Below are 25,652 nucleotides of genomic sequence, written 5' to 3' on the forward strand. Positions count from 1 at the left end.
GGTGCTGCAACGGTCACCGTCCTCCAGGTGCCGCAATGGCCAGGACGCGATCGCGCAGGACGGGGAGTTCGGAGCGGATCCGGGCCACCTGGGTCATGTCGCAGTCCACCGTCAGCGTCTCCTGTGCGGTGCCGGCCTCGCCCAGCACGGTGCCCCACGGGTCGATGGCCATGCTGTGCCCGGCGTGCCGCATGCCGGCGTGCTCACCGGTCGCGCAGCAGGCCAGGAGGAAGACCTGCTCCTCCAGGGCCCTCGTGCGCGTGAGGAGCTGCCAGTGCGTGAGACGAGCGGCGGGCCACGCGGCGGGCACCACGATCAGCTCCGCGCCCGCGTCGAGCAGGCCCCGGAACAGTTCGGGGAAGCGCAGGTCGTAACAGATGGCGAGGCCGATCACGCCGAAGTCGGTGGGGACGGTGACGATGTCGTCGCCACCGCCCATCAGAGTCGCCTCGCCGGTGTCGAAGCCGTACCGATGGATCTTGCGATAGCGACCGCGCAGGTCGCCGGACCGGTCGAAGAGGAGGGCGGTGTTGTACAGCGTCCCGTCCGCGTCCCGCTCCACGATCGAACCGGCGTGGAGCCACGTGCCGGCCTGGCGTGCGGCGGCGGACATGACCTCGGCCGTGGGGCCGTCGTCCTCTTCGGCATCGCGCTGCCAGCCGTCGTACGCCCACGCACCGGCCGTCCACAGCTCCGGCAGGACCACCAGATCGTCGCCTCTTCGCTCGCGGACCAGCGAGGCTGCTCTCCGGCGGCGCTCCTCGGCGGAATCCGACGAGTCCACGGAGAGCTGTATCAGCGAGGCACGCATGGCTGTCACCTCCGTGACCGTCCCCTTCTACGAGCGTAGGGCGGCAGCCGCTCTCCCGCGCGATTGTCGGACCCTGCTGCTTTCATGGGGGCATGGCCAACACAAGCGTCGTCGTGGAGCGGCATATCGCCGCAGGTCAGGGCCCTGTCTGGGAGGCCGTGACCGACCTTCGGGGTATGGAGCGCGTGCTCAGTGGGGTGTCGAAGGTCGAAGTGCTGACGGACGGCGCCTTCGGCGTCGGTACGCGGTGGCGGGAGACCCGGAAGATGTTCGGGAAGGAGGCCACCGAGGAGATGTGGGTGACCGCCTGCGAGCCGCCCGAGCGGTATGTCGTGGAGGCCGAGTCGCACGGAACTCACTACGTCTCGGAGTGGGAGCTGCTCGCGGACGGGCCGTCGGCGACGACGGTCCGGATGACGTTCTCGGGCGCGCCCGTCGCGGGCTCCGGAGGCGTCGCGGGGCTGCTCGCGAAGATCCTCGGCGGCGTGGGTGCGCGGGCGGTGCGCAAGGCCATCGCGAAGGACCTCGACGATGTCGCCTCGGCAGTGGAGGGCCGAAGGCCGTAGACGGTCGAAACCCGCCTCTACGGCCCTACGCCCCCGACGTCCCCGTAGCCCCCGCGGCCCCGGCCGCCCCCGCCTTCGTCGCGTCCGCGCCCCAGCTGGCCAGCAACCTCAGCGCCTCCGCCGACGCTGACCCCGGCTCCGCGTGGTACGTGATCAGGACCTGTTCCGTGCCGTCGGACAGGCGGAACGACTCGAAGTTCAGGGCGAGTTCGCCCACCAGCGGGTGCCGCAGGCGCTTGACGCCGTAGCTCTTCTCCTTGACGTCGTGGTTGGCCCACAGCCGCCGGAACTCCTCGCTCTTGAGGGAGAGTTCGCCGACCAGGGCGGACAGCCGCGGGTCGTCGGAGTGGCAGCCGGCGTCCATGCGCAGGAAGGCGACCATGTCGGACGCCTTCTGGTCCCATTCCACGAACAGATCGCGGTACTCGGGCTTCAGGAACACCAGCCGCGCCCAGTTCCGCTCCTGCGCCGGCAGCTCCGACCAGTCGCCGAAGACCGCCGCCGCCATCCGGTTCCAGGCGAGGATGTCCGAGCGCCGGCCCGAGATGTACGCGGGGACGCCGTCGATCGAGTCCAGCAGCTGCCGCAGTGCCGGCCGCACCTGCTCCGTCCGCGTGGCCGGCTTCTTCTTGTGCTGCTTCGGCTTCGCGAGATGCGTGAGGTGCGAGTGCTCGGCGTCGCTCAGGCGCAGGGCCCGGGCGATCGCGTCCAGGACCTCCGCCGAGACGTTCCGCCCGTTGCCCTGCTCCAGGCGCGTGTAGTACGCCACGGACACCCCGGCCAGCTGTGCCAGCTCCTCGCGCCGCAGCCCCGGCACCCTGCGGTGCCGCCCGTAGTCCGGCAGCCCGACGTCCTCCGGCTTCAGCCGGGCACGCCGGGAGCGCAGAAACTCGCTGAGCTCGGCGCGCGGGTCCAGGCCGGCGCCGGTGTCGGCGGCTCCCCTCGTCGATTCGGGCTTATCGTCCATGCCTCAAGTATTCCCGGTCGTACGCACACCAGCCTGTCCCCGTCAGTGGTAGGACCGGCGGACGTACGTACAACCGGGGTCTGGGTACTTTCCGCGCTCTCCACCAGGCTGAATGCCGTGCCCGGACGGAAGCAGAACCAGACCAGAAGGCAGCCGGGCGCAGAACCCCCGCTAGGAGAACCCCGGCATGACCACCGTTGCCGCATACGCAGCACCCGCCGCCAAGGCTCCGCTGGAGCGCACCACGATCGAGCGCCGTGAGGTCGGCGAGTTCGACGTCCTGATCGACATCAAGTTCGCCGGTATCTGCCACTCCGACATCCACCAGGCCCGCGAGGGCTGGGGCGAGGCGATCTTCCCGATGGTCCCCGGTCACGAGATCGCGGGCATCGTCTCCGAGGTCGGCTCCGGGGTCACCAAGTACCGGGTCGGCGACCGTGTGGGCGTCGGCTGCCTGGTCGACTCCTGCCGCGAGTGCGAGAACTGCAAGGCCGGCCTGGAGCAGTACTGCACCGGCGGCAACGTCGGCACGTACAACGCCGTCGGCAAGGACGGCGAGCCCACCTACGGCGGCTACTCGCAGAAGGTCGTCGTCGACGAGAACTTCGTCGTCCGCATCCCCGACGGCCTCTCCCTCGACGTCGCCGCGCCGCTCCTGTGCGCCGGCATCACCACGTACTCCCCGCTCCGGCACTGGAACGCCGGCCCGGGCAAGAAGGTCGCGATCCTCGGCATGGGCGGCCTCGGCCACATGGGCGTGAAGATCGCGCATGCGCTCGGCGCCGAGGTGACGGTCCTGTCGCAGTCGCTGCGCAAGAAGGACGACGGGCTGAAGCTGGGCGCGGACCACTACTACGCCACCAGCGACCCGAAGACCTTCGAGGAGCTGCGCGGCACCTTCGACCTGATCCTGTCCACGGTCTCGGCCCCGCTGAACCTGGACCAGTTCCTGTCCCTCCTGCGGACGGACGGCGCGTTCGTGAACGTCGGCGCGCCCGAGGAGCCCGTCGCGCTCAACCTCTTCTCGGTGATCGGCGGCCGCAAGACCCTCGCCGGCTCCGGCATCGGCGGCATTCAGGAGACCCAGGAGATGCTGGACTTCTGCGCCGAGCACGGCCTGGGCGCCGAGATCGAGCTGATCGCCGCCTCCGAGATCAACGAGGCGTACGAGCGGGTGCTGAACAGCGACGTGCGGTACCGCTTCGTGATCGACACGGCGACGATCTGATCGTTCGGTCTTGTTCCAGGGCCCCGGAGCGGCATCGCTCCGGGGCCTTCGGCGTACCCGGCTCGTGGACAGGCGGAGTACCGGAGGAGTACGGCCGCCCCTCCTCAGGACCGATGTGCCGTGCGGCGGCCCTGCCTAGCGTGAAAGCAGGAGCCCGTCCGAACCGTGCACACGAGGAGGCAGCCCCCATGACCGTCCAGCTGAACCACACCATCGTCGCCGCGCACGACAAGCAGGCCTCGGCCCGGTTTCTCGCCGACATCCTGGGCCTGGAGGTGAGCCCGCAGTACGGCCCCTTCATCCCGGTCGAGATCCCCAACGGTGTGACCCTGGACTACCTGGACTCGCCCGGCACCATCACGACGCAGCACTACGCGTTCCTGGTGTCGGAGGACGAGTTCGACACGATCTTCGGCCGGATACGGGAGGCAGGCCTGACGTTCTGGGCCGACCCCTACCACCGCCGTCCCGGCGAGATCAACCACAACGACGGCGGTCGCGGAGCGTACTTCGATGACCCGAACGGCCACAACCTGGAGATCCTGACGAGGCCGTACGGCAGCGGCGACTGACGCCCCGCGCTGAAGCCCCCGCACCGAGCCTCACCCCTGATACGGCGGCATGACCCCCCAGTTCCACCTGGGCACCGGCTGCTCCGCCGGCGGCACCGCGTCCGGGCCGGAGAAGTACACCGCCAGCCGGGTCCCCCACTCCACGTACGCCAGGAACGCCGAGCGGAACTCCGCGTCCGTCGGCAGGCCGGCCTCGTCGGCGGCGTCCTGGATGAGGTTCACCCAGCGGCGTCGCTGGGGCTCGGTGATGCCGCGGCCCATGTGCTTGGCGACCATGTGGCCGTGGCCGCCCTGGGTCTCGGAGTAGGCGGGCGGGCCGCCGAAGACCTCGCCGAGCCACAGGCCACGTGTTCGGCGTGGGCGGGGTCGAGGTCGGCGAACAGCGGGGCCAGGAGGTCGTCCTTGAGGACCTTGTCGTAGAACGCCGAGGTCAGCCGGGCGAACGCCTCGGCGCCGCCCGCCCAGGCATACAGCGTCGGCACCGACGCGCCCGCGCCGCGTACCGTCGTCGGCTTGTAGTGGCGCATCTCCTGGATGTGCGGGATGTAAGGGCGGATCTCGGCGAGGAAGTCGGGGAACAGCTCCGACTCGCGGAAGCCCTCCATGTGGTCCTGGCTCGACGTCCAGGTGATGCGCAGGATGAAGTGCTCGAAGTCGTCCTCGCAGCGGGTGAGTTCGTAGTCGACGCAGTGCGGGGACGCGGCGAGCTGGGTCGCGGCGCGGGTGTAGGCGGCCAGGAACTCGGCCGACTTCTGCTCGGGGATGCGGTACCGGATGTATTCCACCGTGTGAGCCGTCATGGCCTCACGGAAACACGAACCGCCCGCCGGAAGCTGCACTTCCGGCGGACGGTTCGCTCTCGGCTCAGCCGGCTAACCGTGGCTCACTTGCCGTAGTACGCGTTGTAGATCGAGATCGTCGACTTGTTGCCCTTCTTGTCGGCGACCTTGGCGTGGAAGGAGGCGGCCTTCCCCTTCGCCGGGTTCTTCACGGTGATCTTGCCGTTCTTGACGTCGAGCTTCTTCCAGGTCTGGCCGTAGTCGTACGACACGTACACGTGCAGCGACTTGAGGTTGCTGCCCGAGGCCGCGCCGACGACGGTGACCGGGAACGTCACCTTCTTGTCGGCCTCGACCCGGCTGTCCGGTCCGGTCCTGGCGCCGAAGCGGACCGTGGAGGCCGGGAGCGTGACCCGGTCGGCGGTCGACTTCTTGGAGCGGAAGGTCCAGCTCGCGTCGATCCGTGTGGACGCGGCCGCGACCTTGACGCTGCGCTTGACCGAGGTCGTCAGCTTGTACTCGGCGTCCGCGGCCGGAACCGTGAAGGCCTGCTCACCGAACAGCGGGTCGTCGTTGGAAGCGAGCTTGGTGCCGTTGCGGTACAGGTTCGTGGTCACCGCCGTGAAGTCCGACGAGCCGGCGTGCTTGCTCGCGTCGGCGAACAACGGCAGGAGACCGTAGAGGTCGTTGCCCTGGCGGAACAGGCCGAATTCCTTGTTGATGTGCGGGCCGAAGACCGCCGTGTTGAAGGTCTTCGTGTAGCTCTGGCCCGCCTTGAAGGTCTGCGGCGTGCCCAGCGTGTAGAACGCGTCGGTGACCGGGAAGCCGTCCGCGTCCTTGCCGGCGTACTGCTGGAAGTCCCACGTCCACTGGACCTTGTCCGACGTCGACAGGTACAGCGTCCGCGAGCCCGGCAGCTTCTGCTCGATCGGCGTGCCGAACACGACGTCCTCGGGGAAGGCCCCCAGGGGCATCAGCGCGCCGCTCTTGCCCGGAGCCGAGGCACCCAGGTCGTTCTTCACCTTGGCGAGCTCGCCCGCCTTGAAGTGGCGGACCTTGTCGCCCTGGATCTTCTTGACCTTGGCGGTGGTGGCGACGTCGTACTCGGCGGCGTCACCCTTGGTCCACTGCCCGTTCCAGGTCTGGGTCAGGCCGCTCGGGATCTCCGGGCCGAGGTGCGCCATGCGCAGGTCGGCGAAGGAGGCGGCGTCGGCGCCGATGCCGATGCCCGCCGGGGCGTAGAAGTAGTTGGTGGCGGCGAGCACCTGCTTGGCCTGCGCGTCCGGCACGGTGATGTCGGCCGACTTGGTGGTGCGGGCGTCGACCGTCACGGAGGTGTTCTTGGTGACGCTCAGCTTCGGCTGGACGACCCAGTCGAGGCCGCCCTCGAAGTTCACCCAGTCCTTGGCGATCCAGGCATCCATCAGATACGTGCCCTTGGGCAGCCGCATCTTGGTCACGCCGGACTCGGTGACCGGCACCTGGAAGCCACGGTCCGTCGCCAGACCCGAGTAGCCGATCAGGTCGGTGAGGTACTCGGGGGCCGGCTTGCCGTCCTTGCCGATGTGCTTGACGGTGACGTCGTACGACTCGATCTCACGCTGCACCGCGGCGGCCGTACGGACGCTCTGCCCGCCGCCCGTCGCCGTCACGTACGCGGAGTAGGCGCCGTCGACCGTGCCGCCCAGCTTGGTGTCGACGGTGAAGCCGACGGAGGCCTTGCCGCCCGCCGGGACCGTCACCTTCGTCGCGCCGAGCTTGAAGAACCCGGCCGGAGCCGCCTGGCCCTTGGGGTCGGTGGCCGTCGCGGCGAGCTGGAGCGTGACGTCCTTCGTACCGAGGTTGCGGTACGTCAGCTCCTTGGTGACGGGCTTGTCGTCGGTGTGCGGCCACGCCTGCGTGCCGAAGCTCACCGACACCGGGTCGGCGATCACGTCCTGCTTGATGGCCTTGTCGACCTGGATACGGCCCGAACCCTGCTGGAACGGCGTGTACTTGCCGCCCTTGGTGGAACCGGTGAGCGCACCCTTGAGCTCGGTGTACGTCCAGTCCGGGTGCTGCTGCTTGAGGATCGCCGCGGCGCCCGCGACATGCGGGGTCGCCATGGACGTGCCCTCGATGGTGAGGTAGCCGGGCGGGTTCTCGCCGACCTCCTGCTCGATGAGGCTGCCCTTGGCGGACGCCGCCGTGATGGCCACGCCGGGCGCGGTCACGTCCGGCTTGATCGCGCCGTCGCCGAGCCGGGGGCCGGTGCTGGACCAGGGCGCGAGGGCGTCCTTGTCGTCGACGGCACCGACCGTGAGCGCGGCGTCCGCGCTGCCGGGCGAACCGACCGTCTCCGGACCGGAGTTGCCCGCCGCGATCGCGAAGAGGATGCCCTTCTCGGCGGACAGCTTGTTGACCATCGCCTCCAGCGGGTCGATCTCCGGGGTGTCGCCGCCGCCGAGGCTCATGTTGACGACCTGGGCGCCCTGTTCGGCCGCCCACTCCATGCCGGCGAGGATGCCGGAGTCGTCACCGAAGCCGTTGTCGTCGAGGACCTTGCCGTTGAGGATGTCGGCGCCGGGCGCCACGCCCTTGTACGTGCCGCCGGACTTGACGCCGGTGCCCGCCGCGATGGACGCGACGTGCGTGCCGTGGCCGACCTTGTCCTCGGCGGTGGCGGCGGGGGTGAAGTTCTTGGCCGCGACGACCTGGTCCTTGAGGTCAGGGTGGGTCGCGTCGACGCCGGTGTCCAGGACGGCGATCTTGACGCCCTTGCCGTCGTAGCCGGCCGCCCACGCCTTGGGTGCGCCGATCTGCGCCACGGACTTGTCGAGGCTGGCCTTGCGGACGCCGTCGAGCCAGACGTGCGCGATGCCGGAGGCCGCCTTGTCGCCGTTGGTGAGCGCGTCCCACAGTTCGCTCGTGTCCCGGTGCGGGGTCTGCACCGCGTCCGCGTTGAGGGACTTCAGGGTCCGGCGGAGCTTGCCCGCGTCCCGGACGTCCGCCTTGGCGCCGGCGGCGGCGCCCTGGTAGCCGACGATCACCTTCAGGCCCTTGGCCTGGGAGGCGCGGCTCGCGGACTTGTTGAGCTCGGAGATGTCGAACAGTCGCCGGTCGAGCCGGCCGGTGGCGACCAGCCGGGCCGCGTCGGCGGGTATGACCAGCGTGCGTCCGTCGACCTTGCGGATCTGTACGGGTATGTGCTCGCGCCCCTTCGCCCGCTCCATGCCGACCACGCGGCCCTTGGAGTCGACGGAGACCCGGTCACCCGTGATCAGGGTGATGCGGTGGGGGGACGTGAGCGAGGCAGCGGCGCCGGACGGGCGCTGCTCCGGTTCGGCCGACGCCGGGCTGGTCATTCCCGCGGCGAGGGCGACGGCGGCGGCCGTGGCGACAGAGGCCGCGCCTACTCTTTTGAATTGTCTGCGCAAGTTTCCCCCTTGCAGAAGGTCCGGGCGAATTACCCCGTTCACCCGGCCGGAGGAGGTCCGGTACGCATGCGTGCCGCCCCCCGGAATACGGAGTATGCCGAGGGGCGATCAGACACCTCAAGAGATGAGAAGAAGGTAAGAAGCACACCGGCCGACTGTTACGCGACGGCGCGAACTCCGTTACCCAGTCGCCGGGTTACGCCCCCGCGTTCTCCTTGACAGTGATCCGCCCCTTGCGGATGGTCGCCAGCCGCGGGGCTTTTTTCGCGATCGCCGAGTCGTGGGTGACCATGATGAAGGTCAACCCGAGCTCCTTCCACATGCGTTCGAGTACGTCCATGATCTCGTCGCGCATCGACTCGTCGAGATTTCCGGTGGGTTCGTCGGCGAGCAGCACCTTGGGCTGCTTGACGAGTGCTCTGGCTATCGCGACGCGTTGCTGCTGGCCGCCGGACATCTCGGACGGGAGGTGTCCGAGCCGCTCGCCCAGGCCTACGGAGCTCAGCGCCTCGGCGGCCCGTTCGCGCCGCGCCTTCGCCTTGACCCCGAGGGGGACGAGGGCGGTCTCCACGTTCTCCTGTGCGGTGAGGGTGGGGATGAGGTTGAACGACTGGAAGACGAAGCCGATGTTCTCGCTGCGGACCTTTGTCAGCCGGGTCTCGGAGAGCTTGGCCAGGTCGGTGCCGTCCAGCACGACCTCGCCGGAGGTCGGCCGGTCCAGGGCGCCGATCATCTGGAGCAGGGTGGACTTGCCGCCGCCGGTGGGGCCCTGGATGACGAGCCGGTCGCCGTCGGCGATGGTGAGGTCGACTCCGTCGAGGGCGTGGATGGATTCCTTGCCTCGGGTGTAGCGCTTGGTGACGCTTCTGAGTTCGTACATCGGGTGCTCCTGGGTGGGGTGAGGTTCGGGGGTGGTTCGCGTCGTTTTCGTCTGCGGGTGGATGGGGGCTGGTCGCGCAGTCCCCCGCGCCCCTTGGGGGGTTGCAGTCCCGTGGGCTGACGAGAGCGGCACCCCGCAGCGCGGGCGAGCGTCCCTCACCCCCCAGCCCCCCGCCGACGTCGGCTACTCGACGCGCCGCAGTGCGTCCGCCGGGCGCAGCCGTGACGCGCGCCAGCCGCCGAAGGCGCCCGCGATCAGCCCACCCGTCACCGCCAGGCCGACCGCCAGGGCGACCGTCGTGAGGCTCACCGGTGCCGTCAGGGCGACGTCGAGTGTCGTGCTTGCCGTCTGCCGCCCGGGGCCGCCGCCCCCGAAGCCGCCCCCGCCCGGGCCGCCACCCGTGCCGCCGCCACCGCCACCCCCGCCCAACTGCGCTTGCAGCGTCGGGCTGATGGCCGTCACGACGTACGCTCCCGCAAGGCCGATCGCGATGCCCAGTGCGCCGCCCAGCAGCCCGTTCACGATCGCCTCGCCGACCACCTGCCGGGTCACCCGGCCCGACTTCCAGCCCAGCGCCTTGAGCGTGCCGAACTCCCGTACCCGGCGCGACACCGCGGAGGAGGTCAGCAGCCCGGCCACCAGGAACGCGGCGATGAGCACCGCGATGGAGAGCCACTTGCCGACGCTGGTGGCGAGGGAGGACGCCGTGGACAGGGAGCCGGACACCGTGTCCGCGAGGTCCGCGGAGGTCGTCACCGTCGTACCGGAGATGTTCTTCTGAATGGCCGACTTGACGGCGTCGATCTGCTGGGAGTCGGACGCCTTGACGTAGATGGTGGTGACCTTGTCCTTCGCGTCGGCGAGCGTCTGCGCCTGCTTCAGCGGGATGTACAGGTTGGCCGCCGCGTCGCCGCTGTCGGGCGTGGCGATGCCGATCACCGTGAACTTGGTGCCCTTGACGGTGACGGTGGAGCCGACCTTGAGCTTCTTCTCCTTGGCGTAGGAGGTGTCGGCGACAACGACCTTCGCGTTGGTCTCCGACGACTTGAACGTACGACCGCTGGTGACCTTCGAGGAGGTCAGCGGGCCGAGCGCCGGCTTGGTGACGTCGGCGCCGTAGACGGAGTAGCTGTTGACGTCGAAGTCGGCGCCGCCGCCCCGCACTTCGCCCTGCGGCTGGCTGCTGCCGCCCTGCCCGGGCCCGCCGCCCTGCTGGCCCCCGCTGCCGCTCTGGTCCTGCTGGAACTGCCCCCGCGTGAACTGCCCGCTGACCTTGACGACCTGAAGGCTCAGCCCGCCGACGGCGTCCGAGACACCGCTCTGCGCACCGACCTCGGTCACGGTCGAGCTCGCGAGCGTCTGGAAGCCCTGGACCATGACGCGGTCGGTGGACTGCTCCTCGTCGGAGCCGTCCTCCCGGGCGTCGAACTGGAAGCGCGGCCGCTCGGAGCTGCTCGCGGCCGGCTCGGCGGCCTTGGTGACGGTCATGTCCGTCCCCAGGCCGTACAGGGACTGCAGGACCTTGTCCTGGGCCTTGCTCATGCCGGAGGACACGGAGTTGACCACGATGACCAGCGCGATGCCCAGCGCGAGTCCGGAGGCGACGACGAGGGCCGCCTTTCTGCGGCGGCGCAGCTCGCGCCTCAGGTAGGTGAAGAACATGCGCCGCAAAGTAGGTACGGCGCGTGATGAAGGGATAAGGCCGAAATAAGAGATGGATGAGAAGGCTGGGAGCAGCCCTCAAAACACCGATGCCGCCCCTGGGGGCGGCATCGGTCAGTTGTGCGGGGACTGTGCGGCGGCTGTGCGCGCGGGACGGATCAGACGGCCGAACCGGCCTTCCACTGCGCCCAGTCCATGTTCCAGCCATTGAGGCCGTTGTCCGGCGCGATCGTCTTGTCGCCGGTGTTCTGGACGACCACGACGTCACCGACGATCGAGTTGTTGTAGAACCAGTAGCCCGCGGTGCCCTTGTCGTTGGCGCCCTTGGTGTCGGACAGGCCCACGCAGCCGTGGCTGGTGTTCACGCTGCCGAAGATGGACTTCGCACCCCAGTAGTTGCCGTGGATGAAGGTGCCGGAGCCGCTGAGGCGAATGGCGTGCGGCACGTCCTTGATGTCGTACTCGCCCTTGCCGTCGTCGTCCGTGAAGCCCACGGTCGCGCCGTTCATGCGCGTCTCCTTGAACTTCTCGGACATCACCATGACGCCCTGGTAGGTCTTGTTCTCCGGGGAACCGGCCGAGATCGGGATGGTCTTGATGGTCTTGCCGTCCTGCGTGACCTTCATCTGCTTGGTCTTCGCGTCGACGTAGGAGACCTGGTTGCGGCCGATCTTGAAGGTGACCGTCTTCTCCTGGACGCCGTAGACACCGTCGGCGCCCTCGACCCCGTCCAGGGCCATCTTCAGGGTGACGGTCGAGCCCTCCTGCCAGTACTCGTCGGGCCGGCAGTCCATGCGGGTGTCGTTGAACCAGTGGCAGGCGACTTCCTGGCCGCTGGTGGTGGAGACGGTGACGCCCTTCTGGACGGCGGCCTTGTTGCTGATCGACTTGTCGAAGTTGATCGACACGGGCATGCCGACGCCGACGGTCGAGCCGTCCTCCGGCGTGAAGTAGCCGAGGAAGCTGTTCTTCGGGGAGACCGTGGTGAAGGAGGCGTTCTCGTGGGCGTCCAGGCCCTTCGTGTCCTTCGCGGTCACCGAGATCTTGTAGGTGGTCGAGCGCTCCAGCTGGGCGCTGGGCTTCCAGCTGGTCTTGTCGGCGGATATCTCGCCCTCGACCGCGGCGCCCTCGGCGGTGGTCATCGTCACCTCGGTGAGCGTGCCCTTGCTCACGGTGACGGCGGCGGAGTTGTTGATGGAGGCGTTGTCGGTGCCGTCCTCGGGCTTGATCTTGATCTGGGCCTCGGAGGTCTTCTTGGCGGCCGCCTCGTCGACCTTGGCCTGCGAGGAGTCGCCCCCGTCGCTGCCGGAGGCACTGTCGCCGCCGGAGCAGGCCGAGAGCACCAGGACACCGCCGAGCAGTGCGGACGCGACCGTCAGGCCCTTGCGCCGCCTACTGTTCGTCATCACACGCTTCTCCATCTTCCCGAATCCCCAGAACCCCGAGAGTCCCCGTCAAGAACCTTCAACGCTACGACCGGTTCGTCCCGTTCCACATTCCCCGCATGTGTGGGCCACACCACGTCTGCTGAGGCAGGTGGTGCGGGTTTCGGTCAGTGCGCCCCATGAGACGACGAAACCCCGGGCGGCGGTTGCCGCCCGGGGTCACGATTTCCCCAAGACGCCTCAGCCGGCCCGCTCGGCCACTTCGCGGTCGAAGTCCTCCTCGCCATCATCCTCGCCGAGGTCCCACTCCGGCGAATCCGGGTCGTAGTCGATCCGCTCGCTGGACCAGGAGGCCTGTGCGAGCTCGACTCCGGGCACCTCGCTGACCAGGTCGAATGGATCAACGAGATAGGCGAGGGCCTCGGCAGTGTCTTCCGTCACAGCGGCTTCGGCGTGGGCCCGTTCGTCGACCGGCATGGTGACGTCGTCGGCGATCCGCCGCAGGGCGGCCTTGGTGACGGCGTCCCGCTCGTCCACTTCGAGGACGAGCTCCACGCGAAGCCGTACAAACCGTGATGTTTCTGCAGTACTCATGCCCGGAGAGTACGGCCCTTTCCTCCCGTGACTTTCCCGTGACCCGCGACTTTCACTAACATCGCCCCACACGGCCAATTCGCCAGCGCCACAAGGGGATCGATATTCCGTGTCCGCCGCTCATCGATCGACGTCCACCGCACGCCGATCGCTGCTGACCGCCACCGCCGCGGGAGCCCTGCTGGGCGCCCTGTGGTTCGTACCCTCCGCGAACGCCACGGGCGACGGACCGGCGAGAACGGAGCCTTCGGCGATACCCACGGCCCAGGTCACCCAGCAGGCACGGGCCGCGTCCGCGAGCGCCGACGACAGCACCGGGGACGGCACCCGGCTCGCCGACACCGGAAGCTTCGACACCACGCCGTACATCGTCGGCGGGACCGTGTTCCTCGCGCTGGGCGCGGGCTTCGTCGCCTACTCGGTGCGCCGGGAACGCCTCGGCTTCTGAATTCGCTTGACGATTCCTTCACATCGGCTTCATAGTCCGCCCATGAAGAGATCATCGGGCGTGCGCGCAGCCGCCACGGTTGCCGTGAGCGCACTGTCGCTCGCCCTTGTCACGGGTTGCGGTGGGGGGTCGGACGACTCGAACGGGTCGGACGGGCAGGCCGCGAAGGCGCTCAGCGCCGCGGAGTTGAAGAAGGCGATCATCGCGCAGGGCGATGTCGAGGGTTACGAGGTGGACGCGTCCGGCAAGCAGTTGCCGAAGTCCAAGGACCAGATCAAGAGCAGCGAGGCGCAGTGCACGCCGCTGGCCTACGCCATGGGCGGGCTGCCGCCGGGCGATTCGGCTTCGAACGCGGCCGTCATGACCCGCGAGAAGAAAGAGAAGCCCACCGACAACCCCTCCAAGTCCCTCGAGGACCTGAGCGAGGGCGAGATCGAGGACTCTCTCACCGACGCGATGAGCCTCAACATGACGGTCGTGGGCCTGTCCTCGTACGACGGTGACGGCGCCGCGGAGACCTTCAAGTCCGTGTCGGACGCGGTGAAGAGCTGCTCCGGCGGCTTCCCCGTCACCATGCAGGGCAGCGACCAGAAGCTCACCAAGATCACCGCGGAGAAGGCGTCCGGTGCTGGCGACGAGTCCGTGGCGTTCACCGCGGTCAGCGAGCAGGACGGCGACACGGGCACCACGCACATCGAGGTGGTGCGGCACGGCAGCACCATCGCCACGTACTACACGATCAACCTCGGCCTGATGTTCACGGACAAGCCGTACGACGTCCCGGCCGCCCTGATCGACGCGCAGAGCGCCAAGCTGAAGTAACCCGCTCAAGAATCAAGCCGTTCAAGACACATCGGGGCCCTGTCGGTCGTACGACAGGGCCCCTTCGCTTGTCACTGGAGCGGGCCGGTGACCTTCTCCGCGGCGGCGACCAGCTCCCCGGCGCGCACGAACGCGTCGGCCGCGGCGAGGTCGGGTGCCAGGAACCGGTCGGGCCCGGCGCCCTGGACCCCGGCATTCCGTACGGCGTCGATGACCGCCTGCGAGGCCGGCGCGGGGGCGAGCCCCTCCCTCAGTTCTATGGCGCGGGTGGCGGCATAGAGCTCGATGGCCAGGACGCGCGTGAGGTTGTCGACGGCGGTACGGAGCTTGCGTGCGGCCGACCAGCCCATGGAGACGTGGTCCTCCTGCATGGCGGAGGAGGGAATCGAGTCGGCGGACGCCGGAACGGCCAGCCTCTTCAGCTCGCTCACCAGTGCCGCCTGCGTGTACTGGGCGATCATCAGCCCCGAGTCGACACCGGCGTCGTCGGCCAGGAACGGCGGCAGCCCGTGGCTGCGGTTCTTGTCGAGCAGCCGGTCGGTACGACGCTCGGCGATGGAGGCGAGGTCGGCGACGGCGATGGCGAGGAAGTCGAGCACGTAGGCGACGGGCGCCCCGTGGAAGTTGCCGTTGGACTCCACACGTCCGTCGGGCAGCACGACCGGGTTGTCGACGGCGGAGGCGAGTTCCCGCTCGGCGACGAGCCGTGCGTGCGCCAGGGTGTCCCGCCCGGCGCCGGCGACCTGCGGGGCGCAGCGCACCGAGTAGGCGTCCTGGACGCGGGGCGCGTCGTCCTGGTGATGCCCGGTCAGCTCCGAACCCTTCAGCACGGCGAGCATGTTGGCGGCGGAGGCGCCCTGCCCCGGGTGCGGCCGGATGGCGTGCAGTTCGGGCGCGAGCACCTTGTCGGTACCGAGCAGCGCTTCGAGGCTGAGCGCGGCGGTGACGTCGGCGGACTTGTAGAGCGCGTCCAGGTCGGCGAGGGCCATGACGAGCATGCCGAGCATGCCGTCGGTGCCGTTGAGGAGGGCGAGCCCCTCCTTCTCACGCAGTTCGACGGGGGCGATGCCGTGCGCGGCAAGCAGCTCACCGGCGGGCCGCACACTCCCGTCCGGACCTTCGGCGTCCCCCTCCCCCATCAGAGTGAGGGCGCAGTGCGAAAGGGGAGCGAGGTCACCGGAGCAGCCGAGGGAGCCGTACTCGTGGACGACCGGTGTGATCCCGGCGTTGAGCACGTCGGCCATGGTCTGCGCGACCTCCGGCCGTACTCCCGTGTGCCCCGAGCAGACGGTCTTGAGCCGCAGGAACATCAGGGCCCGTACGACCTCCCGCTCCACCCGCGGCCCCATCCCCGCCGCGTGCGAACGAACGATGTTGCGCTGCAGCTGCGCCCGCAGCTCCTGGCTGATGTGCCGGGTCGCCAGGGCGCCGAAGCCGGTGGACACGCCGTAGACGGGCTCGGGCTTGGCAGCCAGCGCATCCACGATCCCGCGAGCCGCAGCCAGCGCCGCGACCGCCTCCTCCGACAGCTCGACCCGGGCCCCACCCCGCGCCACGGCAAGGACGTCGGACGCGGTGACCCCGGACGTCCCCACCACCACAGTGTGCATATCCATATTCAGGAGCGTACGCAGTGAAGACGAAGATGTCACTAGTGGGTGGGGGGTACACCCCTTACACGCCGGTCGGCACCGTTCCAGCCGCTCACGGCAGCCGCCCACGGAACCGCCGCCGCTCCACCGCCCCCTCCCCGGAGGGCTCCGCGTCGGCGAGGCGTACGACCGGGTCGTCCGGCCCCTCCCGACCGGCGATCACGGGCCTGTCGGACAGTACGGCCTTGGCCTGGTACTGCGCGGCATCGGCCAGCCGGAACAACCGCCGGGCAGAACCCACGGCCCCGATCGGGTCCTCCGTGGACGCGACCCCGCACGCCACCCCCTCCCCGAGCTCCAACTCGGCGGCCCGACGGCACAGTTCATCCGCGGCCTTCACCACGTCGTCGGCGGCCGGCCCGACGGCCAGCAGACAGAACTCGTCACCGCCGAGCCGCGCCGCGAGAGCGCCGGGCAGCATGGCGCCGCACAACGACAGAACCGACCCGAACCGCTCCAGCAGACGGTCGCCCACCGCATGCCCCTGGGTGTCGTTGACCCGCTTGAGCCCGTTGAGGTCACAGACGACGAGGCTGACCACGACCCCGTCCCTGCGATGCCGCTCGATGGCCTCCTCCAACCGCACATCGACGGCACGCCGGTTGGCGAGCCCGGTGAGCGCGTCGGTGAACGCCAGCCGCCGCGCCTCCTCCAGCCGCTCACTCTGCGCAAGGCCCGCGGCCACGACGGAGGCGAGCACGGTGGCGAAGTCGGCATCCCCGCGGTCGAAGACGGGAGCCCCTGCGGACCGGGCCACGTAGAGCTCCCCCCACGCCCGCCCGTTCAGCACGATCGGCGCGACGACACAGCACCCCCGCCCCCGACGCCGCAGGGCGGCGACCCGCTGGTGGCAGTAGCCGGGCTGCCCGGCTGCGGGGCCTTCGGCCGTCTCCACCCAGGCGTTGGGCTCCCCGCCGGCGGCCCACCGCTCGTGCAGGAACTCGGTGATCTCCGGGAACTGATGCACGGGATAGGCCTCATCACCGGGGAACTCCTCCTCCCCCTGGGTGCGGTCCCCGACGTTGACCAGCACCCGCAACCGCCCGAGCTCCCGCTCCCACACCGACAGCGCGGCAAAACTCCCGGCCAGCGCCCGACACGCCCCGAACGCCGCAGCACGCCAGGACTCCCGCGGGGTGTGCACCGCCGCCATCCCCTGCGCCAACGCCACTACGGCCGCGAGCCGTGTGTCCTCGCCCATCACTCCAGGTTAGGGAGGTTTGCCATGATTTGGGACTTTGGTGTGGCGAACGGGGAGCTCAGCGCCGGTCCACAAGCCGCAAGACACCGTCACTCCGCCCGGCCGCCCTCACTCGCCCGGCCACTCGGGCTTCCGCTTCTCATTGAACGCGGCCACCCCCTCCGCCCGGTCCCCCGAGAACGCCGTGGCCCGCCAGGCCGCGTCCTCGACCTCCAGCCCGGCCCTCAGGTCCATACCGTGCCCGATCCGCAGCGCCCGCTTGGCGGCCCGCAGCCCGACCGGCGAGTTCACGGCGATCCGAGCCCCGAGGGCCAGCGCCTGTTCCCGGTCCTGCCCCTCTTCCACCAGATCGTCCACCAGCCCGAGCTCCCGGGCCTCGACGGCCTCGACCCGGCGCGCGGTGAAGATCAGCTCCGCAGCCCTGGCCGCGCCCACCCGCCGCGGCAGCAACTGCGTGCCGCCACCCCCCGGAATCACTCCGACCGACACCTCGGGCAGCCCCACCACGGCCGTACGGTCGGCCACGATCACATCGCAGGACAGCGCCAGTTCGAAGCCGCCCCCCAGCGCGAAGCCGTGCACCGCCGCGATCGTCGGCACCGGCAACTCCAGCACCCCCGTGTACGCACCCCGCGCCACCGGCCGCTGGCGCACCAGATCCGCATCGCTGAAGGAGTTCCGCTCCTTCAGATCCGCACCGACACAGAACGCCCGCTCATGCGTCGAGGTCAGGACGACGGCCCGTACACCGTTGTCCGCACCCAGTGCCGCACACGCCCCCGCGATCGAACGGGCCATCTCCGTCGACACGGCGTTCATGGCCTTGGGCCGGTCGAGTACGAGCTCCGCGACATGTCCGGGCCCGTGCCTGCGCACCAGCACGAACTCCCCGTACCGCTCCTCACTCATGACACCCTCCGGTTAACGCGGGTTAACAACACTCGCCCCGATCATCGCAGCCGGACCCCGCCGGGGAAAGGCCCACCGTGAGCGGTTCCCGAGTCGAGTCCCGACACCCCGTTCGAGTGACATCCCGCCCAACTCCCGCCCTACCGCCAACGACAGCACATAACGTGCGCGAGCCACAGCGCATTGGGGGCGCGAGCGCGTTGGGAGGGGTCGTGATGGGTGTGACGGCGGAAGGACCGCAGGCCAGAGGCGCGGCGGCGCGGAGTGCCGAAGCGAGCGAGGCACCGGCGGACACCGAGGCGGTCAGCCGCCTCTTCGGCCCCCGGGGCCGCCATCGCCGGCCCCGCCCCCGCAAGGTCCTCCTCGCGGCGGGAGGCCTCGCCCTGGCCGCCGGCGCGCTGAGCCTCGTACGCCTGACCCCCGACTCCGGCGTCACCGGCCTCGGCGCAGCGGAAGCCGACCCCACCCCGGTCCCCGGTACGGACACGGACGGCGCGACCAACGCCGCCGCCACGATCCCGACGACCTCCCCGAAGCCGAGCCCGTCAGCGACCTCCGCCATGGGCGGCCTGGGAACGACACCGACGACGGGCACGATCGTCGTACCGACCACGAACAGCCCTGCCACCACGCCGCCCAACGACCGGGGGCGCCCGGCGGACGACGCCGCGGCGCCCACTCCCGTACCGGACCCACCGGCCACGACCGGGCAGGCGCAGCAACCGGCCCCGGCCCCCACCGAGATCCCGACCCCGAGCCAGAGCGCATCGAACCCCCCGGCCCCACGGCCGGACGACTCCGACGACGGGAGGGTGTGCATCCCGATCATCGGCCTCTGCGTGGACCACCTGGCCGACGGCGGCTGAACGGCGCTCAGTCCGCCGGCAACGCCCTCCGCGTCAACAGCCAGGGCTCGACGACCCCGAGCCCTCGCACCGGCCGCTGCCACATCGGCTGCAGCGCGAACCGGTACACCGGCGACTCCTCGCCTTCCTTCTCCGCCGCGAGAGCGGCCTCCGCCGCCTCCGCCTCAGAGGCCGGGGCCTCACCCGATCGGATGAGCTCCTCGGCGAACGCACTGTCGACGAGGACGGCGTCACGCGGAGCTATCGACGTCAGGCGCGAGGCGAGGTTCACGGTCGTACCGAAGACATCGCCCATTCGGGTGGTCACCGTGCCGAAGGCGATGCCGACGCGCAGCTCGGGCATCGTCTCGTCGTTGGCCATCGTCTCGATGAGCCGCAGGGCGATCTCGGCGGCGACCGCCGCGTCGTCGGCCGAGAAGAGCACCTCGTCGCCGAGCGTCTTGACCAGTCGCCCGCCGCGCGCGGCCACCAGGTCGGCCGCGGTGGTCTCGAAGGCCTCGACGAGTTCGCCGAGTTCCTCCTCCTCCATCCGGCGGGTCAGCCGCGTGAACCCGACGAGGTCCGCGAAGCCCACGCACAGCCGCCGGTCGACCATCTCCTCGTCGTCGGCGGCCTGCACGACCCGGCCGGTCGCGGCGGCGAGCTGGCGGCGCCAGACGTAGACGAGGAACTCCTCCAGTTCGGGCAGGAGCAGCTCGACCAGGGGATACGTCACCTCGGTCCGCGTCATCCCCGGCTCCGGCGGCTCGGTGAGTCCCTCCAGGAACGAGTCGATCTGCCAGTCGGCCAGACGCGCGGTGGTCTGCCCGGTGGATCTGGCCACCTGCACGGCCATGGCCTCGCTGAGCAGCCCCGCCTCGACGAGACCGGCGAGGCGCCTGAGCGCCAGGACGTCGGCCTCGGTCAGCGCCTTGGCCTGCCCGATGTCGGCGAAGCCCATGGCCCGCCAGAACCGGGACGCCAGCTCCATGGAGACACCGGCGCTACGGGCCGCCTGAAACGGGGTGTAGCGCCGCTCGGCACCGAGGATGAGCTGTTCGAGGCGCAGCGCGAGCGGATCCTCGCCGGGGTCGGCGTCGGGGGAATCCACCCGGCCGTCCTCGCCCGCGCCGGAGCCCGTGTCGTCGACGGTCACGCCTGCTGCCCTTCCGATCTGCCGCGGTCAGTAATCGACCGGCCTTCACTTTACGGCAGGTGTGGGCCACCTCACTCCGGAAGCCCGGTAGGCGAAGTCACGCCAACCTCAAGTGCACGATGTCGCCTGCTCCCACCGGCTCCTGCACGCCCTCAGCCGTCGCCAGCACCAGCCGCCCGTCACCGTCGATCGCGACGGCCTCCCCCATGATCGACCGATGTCCCGGCAACTCGGCCCGCACCACTCTCCCCAGCGTCGCGCACCCCGCCGCGTACGTCTCCTGGAGCCCGCTCACCACCGGATCCCCGGTCGCGGCCCGCCACCGTCCGTACCACTCCTCCAGCGAGCGCAGGATGCCCCGCAGCAAGGGATCCCGGTCCGTGCTCACGGCCCCGGCGAGGGCCAGGGAGCCCGCCTGCGGCACCGGCAGCTCGTCCGCACGCAGCGTGACATTGATGCCGACGCCGATGACCACACCCTCGTCCCCGGCCCGCTCCGCCAGGATCCCGCCGGCCTTGCGTTCCTCGCCACCGACGGTCACCAGCAGGTCGTTCGGCCACTTGAGTGCGGTGTCGACGCCTGCCGCGCGCGACAGGCCCGTCGCCACGGCGACCCCCGTGAGCAGCGGCAGCCAGCCCCAGCGGGCCGCCGGCACCTCGGCCGGGTTCAGCAGCACGGAGAAGAACAGCCCCGAGCGGGGCGGTGCCGTCCAGGTGCGGTCCAGGCGGCCCTTGCCGGCCGTCTGCTCCTCGGCGACCAGCACCGAGCCCTCGACCGCCTTGCCGTCGGTCGCCAGGCCCACCAGGTCGGTGTTGGTGGAGCCGGTGCGCTGCACCAGCTCCACCTCGCGCCACAGCCCGTCGTCCCGGATGAGCCCGCGCCGTAGTGCGGCGGCGTTCAGCGGTGGACGGTCCAGGTCGGACCAACGGCTGTCGTCTGATGCATCTCGCGGCGTCATGCAAGCCACCCTAGGTGTGTGAAACGCCGCACTGCTGATTCGTAGGCCCCCCACTACTCTACGGATGAGTAACCGTCCCCCCTTTTGAGCAGGCAGGGAGCGCCATCCCGATGTCCGAGCCGGAAGAGCGTCACGAGATCCACGAGTCCCAAGGGATCGACATCCACACCACCGCGGGCAAGCTCGCGGATCTCCAGCGCCGCATCGAGGAAGCGACGCACGCCGGCTCCGCACGCGCCGTCGAAAAGCAGCACGCCAAGGGCAAGTTGACGGCCCGTGAGCGCATCGACCTCCTCCTCGACGAGGGGTCCTTCGTCGAGCTCGACGAGTTCGCCCGGCACCGCTCGACCAACTTCGGCCTGGAGGCCAACCGCCCGTACGGCGACGGTGTCGTCACCGGGTACGGGACCGTCGACGGCCGCCCCGTCGCCGTGTTCTCGCAGGACTTCACCGTCTTCGGCGGCGCGCTGGGCGAGGTCTACGGCCAGAAGATCGTCAAGGTCATGGACTTCGCGCTGAAGACCGGCTGCCCGGTCATCGGCATCAACGACTCCGGCGGCGCCCGCATCCAGGAGGGTGTGGCCTCGCTGGGCGCGTACGGCGAGATCTTCCGCCGCAACACCCACGCCAGCGGTGTGATCCCGCAGATCTCGCTCGTCGTCGGGCCCTGCGCGGGCGGTGCGGTCTACTCCCCCGCCATCACCGACTTCACGATCATGGTCGACCAGACCTCGCACATGTTCATCACCGGCCCGGACGTCATCAAAACGGTCACCGGCGAGGACGTCGGCTTCGAGGAGCTGGGCGGCGCGCGCACCCACAACTCCGCCTCGGGCGTGGCGCATCACATGGCCGGCGACGAGAAGGACGCCATCGAGTACGTCAAGCAGCTGCTGTCGTACCTGCCGTCCAACAACCTCTCCGAGCCCCCGGCCTTCCCCGAGGAGGCCGACCTCACCCTCACTGCCGAGGACCTGGAGCTGGACACGCTGGTCCCGGACAGCGCGAACCAGCCGTACGACATGCACGCGGTGATCGAACACATCCTGGACGACGCCGAGTTCTTCGAGACCCAGCCGCTGTTCGCGCCGAACATCGTCACCGGGTACGGACGGGTCGAGGGCCGCCCGGTCGGCATCGTCGCCAACCAGCCGATGCAGTTCGCCGGCTGTCTCGACATCGCCGCCTCCGAGAAGGCCGCGCGCTTCGTGCGCACCTGCGACGCCTTCAACGTCCCGGTGATCACCTTCGTCGACGTGCCCGGCTTCCTCCCGGGCGTCGACCAGGAGCACGACGGCATCATCCGCCGCGGCGCCAAGCTGATCTACGCCTACGCCGAGGCGACGGTCCCGCTGATCACGATCATCACCCGCAAGGCCTTCGGCGGTGCCTATGACGTCATGGGCTCCAAGCACCTCGGCGCCGACCTCAACCTGGCCTGGCCCACCGCCCAGATCGCCGTCATGGGCGCCCAGGGCGCGGTCAACATCCTGCACCGGCGCACCATCGCCGAGGCGGAGTCGAGCGGCGAGAACCCCGAAAACGCCGAGGCGGTGCGCGCCCGGCTGATCCAGGAGTACGAGGACGCGCTCCTCAACCCCTACGTCGCGGCCGAGCGCGGCTACGTCGACGCGGTGATCATGCCGTCCGAGACCCGCCGCCATGTCGTGCGCGGTCTGCGTCAGCTGCGCACCAAGCGGGAATCCCTGCCCCCGAAGAAGCACGGCAACATCCCCCTCTAGGCCTGCTGGGAGCCGTCATGAACATCAAGGTCCTCCGGGGCAACCCGACACCCGAGGAGCTGGCCGCCGCACTGGCGGTGGTCCGCGCCCGCGCCGCGGCGGCAGCAGCCACGCCGCCCGGCGCACCCAAGCCGCGGGACGGGTGGTCGGACCCGTCCCGCATCGCCGCGCACCGGCTGCCGCAGCCGGGTCCGTCGACGTGGGCGCGCACGTACTGGCCCGGCTAAAGGGCCGTTGACACGGCTTCGGCCATCACCTCGTACCCGGCGTCGTTCGGGTGCAGGTGATCGCCGAAGTCGTACGACGGACGCAGCCGGTCCGGGTCCGCCGGATCGGCCAGCGCACGGTTCAGGTCCACCACCGCGTCGTACTCCCCCGAGCTGCGGATCCACTCGTTCAGCTCGTGACTCACCTTCGCCGCCCGCTCGCCCCAGTGGTCCGAGCCACCGAACGGCAGCAGCGTCGCCCCGGTCACCCTGACTCCCGCCGCCCTGCCCTGCCGTATCAACTCCCGGTGCCCGGCGATGAGTTCCCCGGCCTCCAGCACCGGCGCCGGTTTGTAGGTCGGCTGCTCGTCCGTCTCGCTGAAGCCGATGTCGTTCAGGCCGAGCAGGACGACGAGCGTGTCCACGCCCGGCCGGTCGAGGACATCGCGGCGCAGTCGGTGGACGCCCTTCTCGCCGTACCACGCCGAGTCGTTGAGCAGCAGGTTCCCGCCGATCCCCGCGTTCAGGACCGGCCGCCCCGTGCGCTCGGCGAGGACGTCCGACCAGCGCCGGTCAGCGCCCGGCGTCGACCCGAACCCGTCGGTGATCGAGTCGCCGAAGAGGGCGACGGCGTCCGTACGGCAGGCGTCGACCTCCACGGCCGACAGGAAGTACCACGACTCGGTCGCCGCGTCGAAGCCCTCGCCTGCGCGCTCCGCCGATCGATCGCCCTCGCTCCGGTAACTGGTCGTGAAGGCCTGGGCGTGGAAGGTCGCGGGGCCGGTGGCGGTGTCGAAGTGGAGCGTGACGGTCACCGACTCACCGGCGGCGACGGCGAGGGGGACGTCGTCGCTGACCAGCTCCCCGCGCGCGGGTATCTCGGCCTCGCCGGCACCCCCGAAGGTGAGCCGCGTGAGCGAGCCCGGCTCCACGGCTGCCCCGGCGGCCGTACGCCCCACGCTCGCACCCGCGATCCGGACGGGCGACGTGCCGTACGCGTGGGAGAGCCGCACCCGCACCCGGCCGCCTCCCGCCGAGAGCCGTACGACCTGCCGTAGCGACTGGCGCCAGAAGCCCTCGCGGGACCAGTTGGGTGTGAAGCCCTCGCTGGGCAGCTGAGGTGATGCGGTCCAGGAAGTGGTGAACATGGCACGACCTTCCAAACGGAACTGGAATCCCTTTAGCTAATGGAACAGTAGCACCGTTTGGGGGAAAGTTGAGTATGCGTACTCAGGCGCCGCCGCGAACCGCCGACCGACGATGGAAGGCATGCTGTGGTCCGACCCCGAGAACGAGCCGCCCGAGGAACTGCGCGAGACGCAGGAGATGTTGCGGCGGCTGGGCGTTCTCATGGCGCTGGCCATGGTGCTCACGATGATCGTGCTCGGTCTGAGGTGAGTCCGGCCGGGCACGCCGATACGCTGACCGCATGACTGATCAGCCCCGTCGCCGGCTCGTCCTCGCCTCCCAGTCCCCCGCCCGGCTGAATCTCCTGCGCCAGGCCGGCCTGGTTCCCGAGGTCATCGTCAGCGGCGTCGACGAGGACGCCGTCACCGCGCCCACCCCCGCCGAGCTTGCCCTGGCCCTGGCCGAGGCGAAGGCCTCCGTCGTGGCGGCGAAGCCCGAGGTCATGGGCGCGATCGTGATCGGCTGCGACTCGGTCCTGGACCTGGACGGCCAGGCCCTGGGCAAGCCGGCCGACGCCGAGGAGGCCACGGCACGCTGGAAGTCGATGCGCGGCCGGGCGGGCACGCTGCAGACCGGCCACTGCGTCTACGACACCGCGACCGGCCGGTACACCTCGGCCACCGCCTCCACCGTCGTCCGCTTCGGCGAGCCGACCGACGAGGAGATCGCCGCATACGTCGCCTCCGGCGAACCCCTCTACGTCGCCGGGGCGTTCACGCTCGACGGCCGCTCGGCCCCGTTCATCGACGGCATCGACGGCGACCACGGCACCGTGATCGGCATCAGCCTGCCGCTGGTGCGCCGGCTACTGGCGCACCTGGGCATCGGGATCACGGAGTTGTGGGCGCCGGCGGAGGCGTGACCGGAGAGCCTCCCGCCGGGGAGCCTGCTGCCGGGGAGCCGTCGCCGCCCTTGCCCCCGTCGGGAGCGGCGTCGGCGGGCTCACCCGCGGCACCGTGGGCGTCGTACGTCATGAGCAGCAGCACTATCAGGCCGAGCACGACGACCATGAACAGGAACGCCGTCCAGCCCACCAGGCCCCAGGCGAACGCGCCCAGCAGGGCGTGCACCACGGCCGCGCTGATCAGCAGGATGCGACCCAAGCCGGCCGGGGCGCGGTCGCGCACGGCCACGAGCAGGGCGACCAGGCCGCACAGCGCGAAGTAGGCGCCGAAGACCAGGCCGCCGACCTTCGAGGACACCGACATCACGTTCGGGTCGAGCCCCGCCAAGGACATGTCCTGACGGTCGACGACGACCCCGAGGAACCAGTTCACAGCGGCGATGCCGAGCGCCTCCGTGAAGAGCACGACCGCCACCACCCACGCCACCGGTCTGCGCACCACCGGGCCCCACCCACTTCCGAGCTCCGCGCTGTTACCCCAAGTACGTTCAACTACATCGCGAACGCTACTAACGGGTAAACCCCGGGACAAGGGTTCGGTCGAGGGCAAAGAATCATTGGGCCATTCGTAGGGATTCCACAAAGAAACCGAGTGGCCCGCAGCACGTGATGACAGAGACCTTGACCACAGAGGAGGGCTAGGGTTTTCCGGGAGAGACCTGCGTGCCGAGGCGCGACATGGGATTTCGCAGGTCGAGCGAGCCTGGAATCACGCTCCGTGTGGGCAAGCTCACCACTGGGGACGGGTCGATGTGGCGTGT

24 protein-coding genes and 1 pseudogene are annotated in these 25,652 nt (G+C 70.0%); 10 read left to right on the plus strand and 15 right to left on the minus strand.

Annotated features, from left to right (window positions below):
• Window positions 1-13: 13 nt before the first annotated feature.
• On the minus strand, window positions 14-811 hold the full coding sequence (locus tag OHT51_RS16180; protein ID WP_328879655.1) for a carbon-nitrogen family hydrolase: 798 nt from the start codon (window positions 809-811) through the stop codon (window positions 14-16).
• A 92-nt stretch (window positions 812-903) separates the two neighbouring features.
• On the opposite strand from OHT51_RS16180, the gene OHT51_RS16185 reads away from it, so the two are divergent.
• Complete coding sequence (locus OHT51_RS16185) at window positions 904-1,377, plus strand: SRPBCC family protein (RefSeq protein ID WP_328879656.1); 474 nt, start codon at window positions 904-906, stop codon at window positions 1,375-1,377.
• Between the two features lie 25 nt (window positions 1,378-1,402).
• Here the strand turns inward: OHT51_RS16185 and OHT51_RS16190 are convergent, their stop codons facing one another.
• Complete coding sequence (locus OHT51_RS16190) at window positions 1,403-2,344, minus strand: helix-turn-helix domain-containing protein (RefSeq protein WP_328879657.1); 942 nt, start codon at window positions 2,342-2,344, stop codon at window positions 1,403-1,405.
• A gap of 187 nt (window positions 2,345-2,531) precedes the next feature.
• On the opposite strand from OHT51_RS16190, the gene OHT51_RS16195 reads away from it, so the two are divergent.
• Entirely contained in the window at window positions 2,532-3,572 is a 1,041-nt protein-coding gene (locus OHT51_RS16195; protein ID WP_328879658.1) for an NAD(P)-dependent alcohol dehydrogenase, read from the plus strand.
• A gap of 188 nt (window positions 3,573-3,760) precedes the next feature.
• Window positions 3,761-4,144, plus strand: coding sequence for a VOC family protein (locus tag OHT51_RS16200; RefSeq protein ID WP_328879659.1), 384 nt, complete (start codon window positions 3,761-3,763; stop codon window positions 4,142-4,144).
• 30 nt (window positions 4,145-4,174) lie between these two features.
• Here the strand turns inward: OHT51_RS16200 and OHT51_RS16205 are convergent.
• The 6 genes and pseudogenes from OHT51_RS16205 to OHT51_RS16230 form a co-directional block, all read right to left on the minus strand.
• Window positions 4,175-4,944 (minus strand): annotated as a pseudogene (locus OHT51_RS16205) (group II truncated hemoglobin).
• An 83-nt stretch (window positions 4,945-5,027) separates the two neighbouring features.
• Window positions 5,028-8,267 carry a S8 family peptidase gene (locus OHT51_RS16210; protein ID WP_443052712.1) on the minus strand — a complete coding sequence of 1,080 codons (3,240 nt, stop codon included), beginning with the start codon at window positions 8,265-8,267 and terminating at the stop codon, window positions 5,028-5,030.
• 268 nt (window positions 8,268-8,535) lie between these two features.
• The gene (locus tag OHT51_RS16215; RefSeq protein WP_328879661.1) at window positions 8,536-9,219 is read right to left on the minus strand and encodes an ABC transporter ATP-binding protein; all 684 of its coding nucleotides are present in this window, start codon (window positions 9,217-9,219) and stop codon (window positions 8,536-8,538) included.
• Between the two features lie 183 nt (window positions 9,220-9,402).
• The gene (locus tag OHT51_RS16220; protein ID WP_328879662.1) at window positions 9,403-10,881 is read right to left on the minus strand and encodes an ABC transporter permease; all 1,479 of its coding nucleotides are present in this window, start codon (window positions 10,879-10,881) and stop codon (window positions 9,403-9,405) included.
• A 158-nt stretch (window positions 10,882-11,039) separates the two neighbouring features.
• Window positions 11,040-12,287, minus strand: coding sequence for a L,D-transpeptidase (locus OHT51_RS16225; RefSeq protein WP_328879663.1), 1,248 nt, complete (start codon window positions 12,285-12,287; stop codon window positions 11,040-11,042).
• A gap of 219 nt (window positions 12,288-12,506) precedes the next feature.
• Window positions 12,507-12,860, minus strand: a complete 354-nt coding sequence (locus OHT51_RS16230; RefSeq protein ID WP_328879664.1) for a hypothetical protein — start codon at window positions 12,858-12,860, stop codon at window positions 12,507-12,509.
• 109 nt (window positions 12,861-12,969) lie between these two features.
• Between OHT51_RS16230 and OHT51_RS16235 the strand changes: the two genes are divergently transcribed.
• Window positions 12,970-13,308 (plus strand): LAETG motif-containing sortase-dependent surface protein, encoded by a 339-nt coding sequence (locus tag OHT51_RS16235; RefSeq protein WP_328879665.1) that lies wholly within the window; start codon window positions 12,970-12,972, stop codon window positions 13,306-13,308.
• 42 nt (window positions 13,309-13,350) lie between these two features.
• Window positions 13,351-14,130, plus strand: a complete 780-nt coding sequence (locus OHT51_RS16240; protein WP_328879666.1) for a hypothetical protein — start codon at window positions 13,351-13,353, stop codon at window positions 14,128-14,130.
• A gap of 71 nt (window positions 14,131-14,201) precedes the next feature.
• Here OHT51_RS16240 and hutH read toward each other — a convergent pair whose 3' ends face one another.
• From hutH to OHT51_RS16255, 3 genes are all read right to left on the minus strand, one after another.
• Window positions 14,202-15,740 (minus strand): histidine ammonia-lyase, encoded by a 1,539-nt coding sequence (gene hutH / locus OHT51_RS16245; RefSeq protein ID WP_328884335.1) that lies wholly within the window; start codon window positions 15,738-15,740, stop codon window positions 14,202-14,204.
• 94 nt (window positions 15,741-15,834) lie between these two features.
• On the minus strand, window positions 15,835-16,983 hold the full coding sequence (locus OHT51_RS16250) for a GGDEF domain-containing protein (protein ID WP_328879667.1): 1,149 nt from the start codon (window positions 16,981-16,983) through the stop codon (window positions 15,835-15,837).
• Window positions 16,984-17,091: 108 nt separating this feature from the next.
• Entirely contained in the window at window positions 17,092-17,892 is an 801-nt protein-coding gene (locus OHT51_RS16255; protein WP_328879668.1) for an enoyl-CoA hydratase/isomerase family protein, read from the minus strand.
• A 215-nt stretch (window positions 17,893-18,107) separates the two neighbouring features.
• Between OHT51_RS16255 and OHT51_RS16260 the strand changes: the two genes are divergently transcribed.
• Window positions 18,108-18,758, plus strand: coding sequence for a hypothetical protein (locus OHT51_RS16260; RefSeq protein ID WP_328884336.1), 651 nt, complete (start codon window positions 18,108-18,110; stop codon window positions 18,756-18,758).
• Window positions 18,759-18,765: 7 nt separating this feature from the next.
• On the opposite strand, the gene OHT51_RS16265 is transcribed toward OHT51_RS16260, so the two are convergent.
• Entirely contained in the window at window positions 18,766-19,893 is a 1,128-nt protein-coding gene (locus OHT51_RS16265; RefSeq protein ID WP_328879669.1) for an adenylate/guanylate cyclase domain-containing protein, read from the minus strand.
• A gap of 97 nt (window positions 19,894-19,990) precedes the next feature.
• The gene (locus tag OHT51_RS16270) at window positions 19,991-20,851 is read right to left on the minus strand and encodes a biotin--[acetyl-CoA-carboxylase] ligase (protein ID WP_328879670.1); all 861 of its coding nucleotides are present in this window, start codon (window positions 20,849-20,851) and stop codon (window positions 19,991-19,993) included.
• A gap of 110 nt (window positions 20,852-20,961) precedes the next feature.
• Between OHT51_RS16270 and OHT51_RS16275 the strand changes: the two genes are divergently transcribed.
• Window positions 20,962-22,593: an acyl-CoA carboxylase subunit beta gene (locus OHT51_RS16275; protein WP_328879671.1), complete on the plus strand. Its 1,632-nt coding sequence runs from the start codon at window positions 20,962-20,964 to the stop codon at window positions 22,591-22,593.
• A 17-nt stretch (window positions 22,594-22,610) separates the two neighbouring features.
• Window positions 22,611-22,820, plus strand: coding sequence for an acyl-CoA carboxylase epsilon subunit (locus OHT51_RS16280; RefSeq protein WP_328879672.1), 210 nt, complete (start codon window positions 22,611-22,613; stop codon window positions 22,818-22,820).
• Here the strand turns inward: OHT51_RS16280 and OHT51_RS16285 are convergent.
• Window positions 22,817-23,947 carry an SGNH/GDSL hydrolase family protein gene (locus OHT51_RS16285; protein ID WP_328879673.1) on the minus strand — a complete coding sequence of 377 codons (1,131 nt, stop codon included), beginning with the start codon at window positions 23,945-23,947 and terminating at the stop codon, window positions 22,817-22,819. The two genes, OHT51_RS16280 and OHT51_RS16285, sit on opposite strands and share 4 nt — an antisense overlap.
• Before the next feature lie 121 nt (window positions 23,948-24,068).
• On the opposite strand from OHT51_RS16285, the gene mmpB reads away from it, so the two are divergent.
• Window positions 24,069-24,197 (plus strand): morphogenic membrane protein MmpB, encoded by a 129-nt coding sequence (gene mmpB, locus OHT51_RS16290; protein WP_328424162.1) that lies wholly within the window; start codon window positions 24,069-24,071, stop codon window positions 24,195-24,197.
• Between the two features lie 31 nt (window positions 24,198-24,228).
• On the plus strand, window positions 24,229-24,849 hold the full coding sequence (locus tag OHT51_RS16295) for a Maf family protein (protein WP_328879674.1): 621 nt from the start codon (window positions 24,229-24,231) through the stop codon (window positions 24,847-24,849).
• On the opposite strand, the gene OHT51_RS16300 is transcribed toward OHT51_RS16295, so the two are convergent.
• Entirely contained in the window at window positions 24,818-25,333 is a 516-nt protein-coding gene (locus OHT51_RS16300; RefSeq protein WP_328879675.1) for a hypothetical protein, read from the minus strand. The genes OHT51_RS16295 and OHT51_RS16300 overlap by 32 nt on opposite strands.
• Window positions 25,334-25,652: the final 319 nt, after the last annotated feature.

The sequence above is a fragment of the Streptomyces sp. NBC_00299 genome, from assembly GCF_036173045.1.
GTDB lineage: Bacteria > Actinomycetota > Actinomycetes > Streptomycetales > Streptomycetaceae > Streptomyces > Streptomyces machairae.

What these genes read in the sequence shown, in the direction of transcription:
- OHT51_RS16180 (WP_328879655.1), bottom strand. Translation starts at nt 811, where the DNA reads ATGCGTGCCTCGCTGATACAGCTCTCCGTGGACTCGTCGGATTCCGCC.
- OHT51_RS16185 (WP_328879656.1), top strand. Translation starts at nt 904, where the DNA reads ATGGCCAACACAAGCGTCGTCGTGGAGCGGCATATCGCCGCAGGTCAG.
- OHT51_RS16190 (WP_328879657.1), bottom strand. Translation starts at nt 2,344, where the DNA reads ATGGACGATAAGCCCGAATCGACGAGGGGAGCCGCCGACACCGGCGCC.
- OHT51_RS16195 (WP_328879658.1), top strand. Translation starts at nt 2,532, where the DNA reads ATGACCACCGTTGCCGCATACGCAGCACCCGCCGCCAAGGCTCCGCTG.
- OHT51_RS16200 (WP_328879659.1), top strand. Translation starts at nt 3,761, where the DNA reads ATGACCGTCCAGCTGAACCACACCATCGTCGCCGCGCACGACAAGCAG.
- OHT51_RS16210 (WP_443052712.1), bottom strand. Translation starts at nt 8,267, where the DNA reads ATGACCAGCCCGGCGTCGGCCGAACCGGAGCAGCGCCCGTCCGGCGCC.
- OHT51_RS16215 (WP_328879661.1), bottom strand. Translation starts at nt 9,219, where the DNA reads ATGTACGAACTCAGAAGCGTCACCAAGCGCTACACCCGAGGCAAGGAA.
- OHT51_RS16220 (WP_328879662.1), bottom strand. Translation starts at nt 10,881, where the DNA reads ATGTTCTTCACCTACCTGAGGCGCGAGCTGCGCCGCCGCAGAAAGGCG.
- OHT51_RS16225 (WP_328879663.1), bottom strand. Translation starts at nt 12,287, where the DNA reads ATGACGAACAGTAGGCGGCGCAAGGGCCTGACGGTCGCGTCCGCACTG.
- OHT51_RS16230 (WP_328879664.1), bottom strand. Translation starts at nt 12,860, where the DNA reads ATGAGTACTGCAGAAACATCACGGTTTGTACGGCTTCGCGTGGAGCTC.
- OHT51_RS16240 (WP_328879666.1), top strand. Translation starts at nt 13,351, where the DNA reads ATGAAGAGATCATCGGGCGTGCGCGCAGCCGCCACGGTTGCCGTGAGC.
- hutH (WP_328884335.1), bottom strand. Translation starts at nt 15,740, where the DNA reads ATGCACACTGTGGTGGTGGGGACGTCCGGGGTCACCGCGTCCGACGTC.
- OHT51_RS16250 (WP_328879667.1), bottom strand. Translation starts at nt 16,983, where the DNA reads ATGGGCGAGGACACACGGCTCGCGGCCGTAGTGGCGTTGGCGCAGGGG.
- OHT51_RS16255 (WP_328879668.1), bottom strand. Translation starts at nt 17,892, where the DNA reads ATGAGTGAGGAGCGGTACGGGGAGTTCGTGCTGGTGCGCAGGCACGGG.
- OHT51_RS16260 (WP_328884336.1), top strand. Translation starts at nt 18,108, where the DNA reads ATGGGTGTGACGGCGGAAGGACCGCAGGCCAGAGGCGCGGCGGCGCGG.
- OHT51_RS16270 (WP_328879670.1), bottom strand. Translation starts at nt 20,851, where the DNA reads ATGACGCCGCGAGATGCATCAGACGACAGCCGTTGGTCCGACCTGGAC.
- OHT51_RS16275 (WP_328879671.1), top strand. Translation starts at nt 20,962, where the DNA reads ATGTCCGAGCCGGAAGAGCGTCACGAGATCCACGAGTCCCAAGGGATC.
- OHT51_RS16280 (WP_328879672.1), top strand. Translation starts at nt 22,611, where the DNA reads ATGAACATCAAGGTCCTCCGGGGCAACCCGACACCCGAGGAGCTGGCC.
- OHT51_RS16285 (WP_328879673.1), bottom strand. Translation starts at nt 23,947, where the DNA reads ATGTTCACCACTTCCTGGACCGCATCACCTCAGCTGCCCAGCGAGGGC.
- mmpB (WP_328424162.1), top strand. Translation starts at nt 24,069, where the DNA reads ATGCTGTGGTCCGACCCCGAGAACGAGCCGCCCGAGGAACTGCGCGAG.
- OHT51_RS16295 (WP_328879674.1), top strand. Translation starts at nt 24,229, where the DNA reads ATGACTGATCAGCCCCGTCGCCGGCTCGTCCTCGCCTCCCAGTCCCCC.